This is a genomic window from Longimicrobium sp. (genome assembly GCF_036280135.1).
Classification (GTDB): Bacteria; Gemmatimonadota; Gemmatimonadetes; order Longimicrobiales; family Longimicrobiaceae; genus Longimicrobium.
In genome coordinates this window covers 1-5,421 of the sequence record NZ_DASURI010000704.1, presented here as the reverse complement: position 1 = coordinate 5,421, position 5,421 = coordinate 1, and the positions used below count along the sequence as shown (strand labels likewise).

Here is a 5,421-nt window from a genome sequence, read left to right as displayed (position 1 = left end):
GCCACGCGTACCTCGAAGCACGCGGCGTGCACCTGGTGCATGGCGTGCTGCGCGAGGAGGCGGCGGCCGTGCTGGAGCTGTACCAGAAGAACCAGGGCGTCATCTACAACGCCTGATCTTCCGCGGCATCCGCTCCGTCCCTCGGAGCCGGATGCCCGTCCACCGCAGTGCCCCGTTCCGCCCATGAAGTCCACCCGCCGCGCATCCGTCCTCAAGTACGCGCTGATGGGGCTCGTCCTGGCCGCCGTGGCCGCGGGGGTCATCCTGCGCCACCGCGACAGCGCGTACGCCGCGCAGACCCTGCTGCCCCTTCAGGCCACGCCACCCGCCGCGCCGCCCGCCGCGCGTCCGTCCGCGTCGGGCGTATCGGGCGCGTCCGCCGAGACGCTGGACTGGACGCGGGTCACGGAGCGCGACCTGAACATCGCGTCCGTGTTCCTGGCCGCGCGCGACCGTGGCGTGCGGGTGGCGCTGGACAGCCTGGAGGTACTGGCCGCGGCGGACCCGCAGCTGCGCGGGCAGGGGCACCCGCTGGCCCACGCGCTGGGCCGCTACGCCATGTCGCACCGGCGTGACCTGGCCCTCCTGGGCGAGTGCACGCCGTCGTTCCAGAGCGGCTGCTTTCACGGCGCGCTGGAAGGGTGGTTCCTGCAGGGCGGGACGATCGACGAGGCCTCGGCGGACCGCATCTGCGCGGCGCGGTCGGCGCGGGGCGCGCGCGGGTTCGAGCTGCTGGAGTGCTGGCACGGCCTGGGGCACGGGCTGATGGTGCACGCCGGCGGGGACTTTCGCCAGGCGCTGCCCATCTGCGACGCGCTGGACCAGGCGCAGGCCCGGCGCGAGTGCTACGACGGCATCTTCATGGAGCGGGCGATTCGCGCCATCGGTGCCACGTCCGTCAACGTGGGCGACGGCCCGGGGATGGACCACGCGGCGCACGGCGGCGGATCGGCCTCGGCCGGCGCGCACAACCACGGAAGCGGGTCCGCCTCCGCCGGCGGGCACGACCACGGGGCAGACGCGCCGCCGCCGGCCAGCGCCTCGCAGGCCAAGTCGGCGGCGCGGGGGGAGATGGCGCGGCTGTGCGACGGGCTGGCGGAGCGCCATCAGCCGTCGTGCTGGGCGTACCAGCCCATCGTCCTCTTTCGCCTGCACGGGTTGAACCCGGCGACGGTGCTGCGCGCCTGCGACGCGGCGCCGGCCGTCGCGGTGGCGTCGTGCTACCAGGGCACGGGCAAGCAGTTCCTGGGCGCCGTGAGCGGCGACGCGCCGCGGATGATCGCGGCGTGCGGGCAGGGCGACCGCGCGCACGTGGCGGACTGCCTGATGGGCGGCGTGGAATACTTCACGGACCTGCAGTGGACCATCGAGCCCGGCATCGACTTCTGCCGGCAGGTGCCCGGCGAGGCAAGGCCGCGCTGCTACGGGATGATCGGCGAGCGCCTGGCCCTGGCGCATTCCGCGCCCGAGCCCATCCGCGCGGCGTGCCGGCAGGTGGAGTCCGCGTTCGTGGCCGCCTGCCTGCGCGGCGCCGGCCTCCACGGGCGCTGATCCGCATCCGATCCAGCAACGAGCAGCCCCGCCGGAGCAATCTCCGGCGGGGCTTTTTGATGTGATTCATCGCGGATGGATGCCGTCACTCCTTGGCGGACGTCTCGTTCCCTGTTGCCGCCGGACGGCTCAGGAACCCGATCACCTTGCCGTACCTGTCTCCGGTCAGTCCATCCAGCTCGTGGTTAATGTCTTCCCACCGGCCTACCTTGCTGGTCCAGAGGCCCGAGGCAAGCTGCAGTGCGAAGTGGATCTCCTGCGTGGTCTCGTTCCAGTACACGGCCACCTTGTCTCGGCCGGGCTCCAGGGAAGCGTCCTCGCAGTGTGTGAACCCGTAGCTCTCCAGCGCGAGGATCCATGCATTGACCGTGTTCTCGCGTGGAACGCCTTCCGGCCACGGGTACAGGCCAAGGTCCTCATCAAAGAGAGTGGGCGAGATCCAGCTCGCCTGGTCCCCAAGCACCCAGGCGAGACAGTTGTACGCCGGCGTGTCATCGCTCGTGACCGCGAACCGGGTGCTGGCGAGCCGGGGAAAGCGACGCTTGAGGTCGTCTTCTGCCGCTGGGCGCCTCACGCCAGTCCTCGCTCCCGGCCCCACGCAATCCACGCGTCCGCGAGTCGCTGCACGTTGCCCCTGTCTTCGGGCCGGATCGGGGTCTCTCCCGTGATCAGCCGCAACGCCACGAACCAGTGTGCCTGGGTGCGCCGCAGGTCCTCCAGGATGAAGGGAACGACCGCCGGCCCCATCCCGATGATGCGGAGGTAGGCAGGGTGCTGCGTGAACGAGATCGCCGACGACATGTGCCCGGTTTCGTCGTGCCACTGCGCGGCCAGCTGGCTGAACTCGGCCCGGATGTCCTTGGGACCTGCAGTGCGAATCGCTTCGAGCGCGCGTCGCAGCTCCTCGTTCTCCTGCTCCAGAAGTGAGCGTTCCTGCTCGGCCTCATGAAGCTTGCGGCGCAGGAGGGAGTTGTCCCACCTGACGTACGTATCGGAGACGGCCCGGGTGATTTGCTCGCTCAGCGCCTTCAACGCTTGCTGCGCACCTTCCGACTGCACGAAGTCGCGCACCGACTGCCGTGGGACTGCTCGTCCGCCGGCTTGTTGTGACGTACGCGCGTTCACCGTCCAGGCGGACCGGCCCCAGGGATCTCTCCGTGCCGGATTCCGATGCCGATCGGGATAGCGGCCCTCCTTGAACGGCTCCGCGCTCACGCGTCCTCCTTGACCTCGACAAAGAGCTGCGCGAACTCTTCCGCCTGGTTCAACACGGTCGCGTGGAGGCTTGGCAGCTCGTCCGGAGTGATGTAGTTGAGAACCGTCAACGAGCATCGGTACTCATCCTCATCGGGACTGATCTCCAGGAAGCTCTCCAGCAGTCCGTGCGGGGAATCGGTGAAGCGCAGCTTGATCCCCGACAGTGAGATCTTGCCGATCTCGGATCGGAATTCCTCCAAGTGAGGCGTATCCGCGAGCATCTTCATGCGCCAGGCAGCTTGCCCTGCCGGATAGTGCAAATCCGTCGTGGAGATGACCTGGAGCTCGTGGACGTCCCGGATGCATCTCTGGAGTACGTCGTAGAACCCGCTGTCCTCGATCCGCTTGAGCTGCTCCTGGCTGTCTTCCTCCCCAAAACGATACGAGTCTACCTGGACGGTATGCTCATCGAAGTCGAGCTCGTCGTCGACAGGGCCGACGAAAGCGTATGTCTGGCCCGTGAGTGCGTCGCTGGACTCCACGAGAAACCCCGCGGATGGATCCATGACCTCGACGAGTGACGCAACGTCCAGGTGTCCCCGTGGAACCTTGATCGCGATGCTGACCGACCGCCAGTGGAGCTTCGTTGCATCAGGGACGGTCACGGTGGCCTCACGGAGCAGATGTCGGTCGTACCCACTCGCTCAAAGCTAAAGATCATTCCTTGCGACAGGCAAGCACGAAGCTTCCAATCGCCTTTGTTCACCGTGCGATGAATCCTCGAGGTCGAACGTGCTCGTCGGGGGGGGGACTGCCTTGCTGAACCAGCCCTCAACCGGGTGCCAGGGTTGAAGTAAGGCTTGCGCGGCAGAGGCCCGAGGGCGTTGCAAGGAATGCTGCGCGTCGTTGAGGCGAGGAGGTGACGCAGGGTGGATAGAAGGCACGCGCGTTGTCGGGCGCTACGTTCGTGCCTTCCGTAACATCTCGGCAGGCGGCCTACTCCACCCGCCCGCCCTGGGCGATCCAGCTGCCCAGGATCGCGCGCTCCTCGGGAGACATGTGCGTCTTGTTGGCGGGGGGCATGGTCTGCGACTCCACGGCGCGAAAGCGGATGCGGTCGATGCGCGCGCGGATCTGCTCCGGCGTGTCGAACGCCACGCCCGCCGGCGCCGCGCCGAACGTGCGGTCCGCCGCGTCCGCGCTGTGGCAGACGACGCAGCGCTTCTGGATGACGGCGTGCGCCTGCGCGAACGTCACCGTGCCGGCGCCCGCGTCCGCCGCCGGCCCCTGCGTGCCGGCCGGGCGCGCCGTGAGCGCGTAGAGCCCCAGGACGGACGCGATCATCGTGGCGGCCAGCGCGGGGCGCCACCGCGGAAAGGTGAAGCGGATGTTCAGGATGTGCCGCACGGACGCGCCCGCCAGCACCAGCATCCCCAGCGTGAGCCAGCTGTTGCGATGCGCGTACAGCCCGGGAAAGTGGCTGCTGAGCATCAGCACGATGACCGGAAAGGTCATGTAGTTGTTGTGGATGGACCGCTCCTTCGCGCGCTTTGAAGGGCCCGGGTCCGGCTGCTCGCCGCGCTCCACGGCCGACACCAGCACGCGCTGCGACGGCATGATGACGCGGAACACGTTGCCCGCCATGAGCGTGCCCAGCATGGCGCCCACGTGCAGGAACGCCGCGCGCCCGCTGAACACGTGCGTGAGCCCGTAGGCCACGCCCAGCACCAGCGCGAGGCCCAGCAGCGCCGCCATCCCGCCCGCGCGGGCCAGCAGCTTCGCGAGCCCGTAGTGGTAGACGAGCCATCCGCCCACGATGGTTCCCACGCCGATCAGCGTGGCGCGCGCGGGCGTGAGGTCGGCCACGGCGGGGTCCACCAGCAGGGCGCCGCCGCTGGCGTAGTAGACCAGCACCAGCAGCATGGCGCCCGTGAGCCACGTGGTGTACGCCTGCCACTTGAACCAGTGCAGGGGGCGATCGCGGTCCCACCCGCGGGTGTCCTTCTCCATGAAGTAGAAGGCGCCGCTGTGCAGCAGCCAGATCTCGCCCTGGATGCCCGGCTTTCCCTGCTTCGAAGGCTCCAGGTTGCGGTCGATCCAGTTCCACAGCATGGAGTTGCCGATCCACATGATCCCCGCGATCACGTGCATCCAGCGAAACACCAGGTCCAGCAGCTCCCGCCAGCTCATCCCTCAGCTCCCCCGGTAGGTGGAGTACCCGAACGGGTTCAGCAGCAGCGGCACGTGGTAGTGCTGCGCCCCGTCGCGCACCTCGAAGTCGATCTGCACGCGCGGATAGAACGCGTCCGTGCCCCGCGCGGCGAAGTATGCGCCCGTGCCGAACGTAAGCCGGTACACGCCGGGCTCCAGCGGCGCGCCGGCCGGCAGCAGGGTGCGCAGGCGGCCGTCGTCGTCCGTGGCGCCCTCGCCCAGGACGCGGCCGTCCCGCTCCAGGCACACCGGCACGCCCGCCGCGGGACGCCCGCGCGCCGTGTCCAGCACGTGTGTGGTGATCGCGCTCATCGCGTGTGGTTTGATGAGGATACGGGTGGATGCGCCCGGTCCGGCGCTACGCTCGCCTGCAGGGATCCAGCGCGGGATGGGGCGGAGATCCAGCGGTGATGGATGGCGTCTCGCACGGGCGAGGGGCCCCCCCCCCCCCCCCCCCCCCCC

The 5,421-nt window shown here is 69.2% G+C and carries 6 protein-coding genes; 1 reads left to right on the top strand and 5 read right to left on the bottom strand.

Annotated elements, in window-relative coordinates:
• Positions 1-183 precede the first annotated feature (183 nt).
• Positions 184-1,551, top strand: coding sequence for a hypothetical protein (locus VFZ20_RS22630; RefSeq protein ID WP_329686225.1), 1,368 nt, complete (start codon positions 184-186; stop codon positions 1,549-1,551).
• Positions 1,552-1,636: 85 nt separating this feature from the next.
• Here the strand turns inward: VFZ20_RS22630 and VFZ20_RS22625 are convergent, their stop codons facing one another.
• The 5 genes from VFZ20_RS22625 to uraH all read right to left on the bottom strand — a co-directional run bounded on the left by VFZ20_RS22625 (position 1,637) and on the right by uraH (position 5,271).
• Positions 1,637-2,125, bottom strand: a complete 489-nt coding sequence (locus tag VFZ20_RS22625; protein ID WP_329686224.1) for a DUF7689 domain-containing protein — start codon at positions 2,123-2,125, stop codon at positions 1,637-1,639.
• Positions 2,122-2,622 carry a hypothetical protein gene (locus tag VFZ20_RS22620; RefSeq protein ID WP_329686223.1) on the bottom strand — a complete coding sequence of 167 codons (501 nt, stop codon included), beginning with the start codon at positions 2,620-2,622 and terminating at the stop codon, positions 2,122-2,124. The genes VFZ20_RS22625 and VFZ20_RS22620 overlap by 4 nt, the downstream gene beginning before the upstream one ends.
• A gap of 140 nt (positions 2,623-2,762) precedes the next feature.
• Complete coding sequence (locus VFZ20_RS22615) at positions 2,763-3,413, bottom strand: hypothetical protein (protein WP_329686222.1); 651 nt, start codon at positions 3,411-3,413, stop codon at positions 2,763-2,765.
• Positions 3,414-3,744: 331 nt separating this feature from the next.
• On the bottom strand, positions 3,745-4,938 hold the full coding sequence (locus tag VFZ20_RS22610) for a urate hydroxylase PuuD (protein ID WP_329686221.1): 1,194 nt from the start codon (positions 4,936-4,938) through the stop codon (positions 3,745-3,747).
• A 3-nt stretch (positions 4,939-4,941) separates the two neighbouring features.
• The gene (uraH, locus tag VFZ20_RS22605) at positions 4,942-5,271 is read right to left on the bottom strand and encodes a hydroxyisourate hydrolase (RefSeq protein WP_329686220.1); all 330 of its coding nucleotides are present in this window, start codon (positions 5,269-5,271) and stop codon (positions 4,942-4,944) included.
• Positions 5,272-5,421 lie beyond the last annotated feature (150 nt).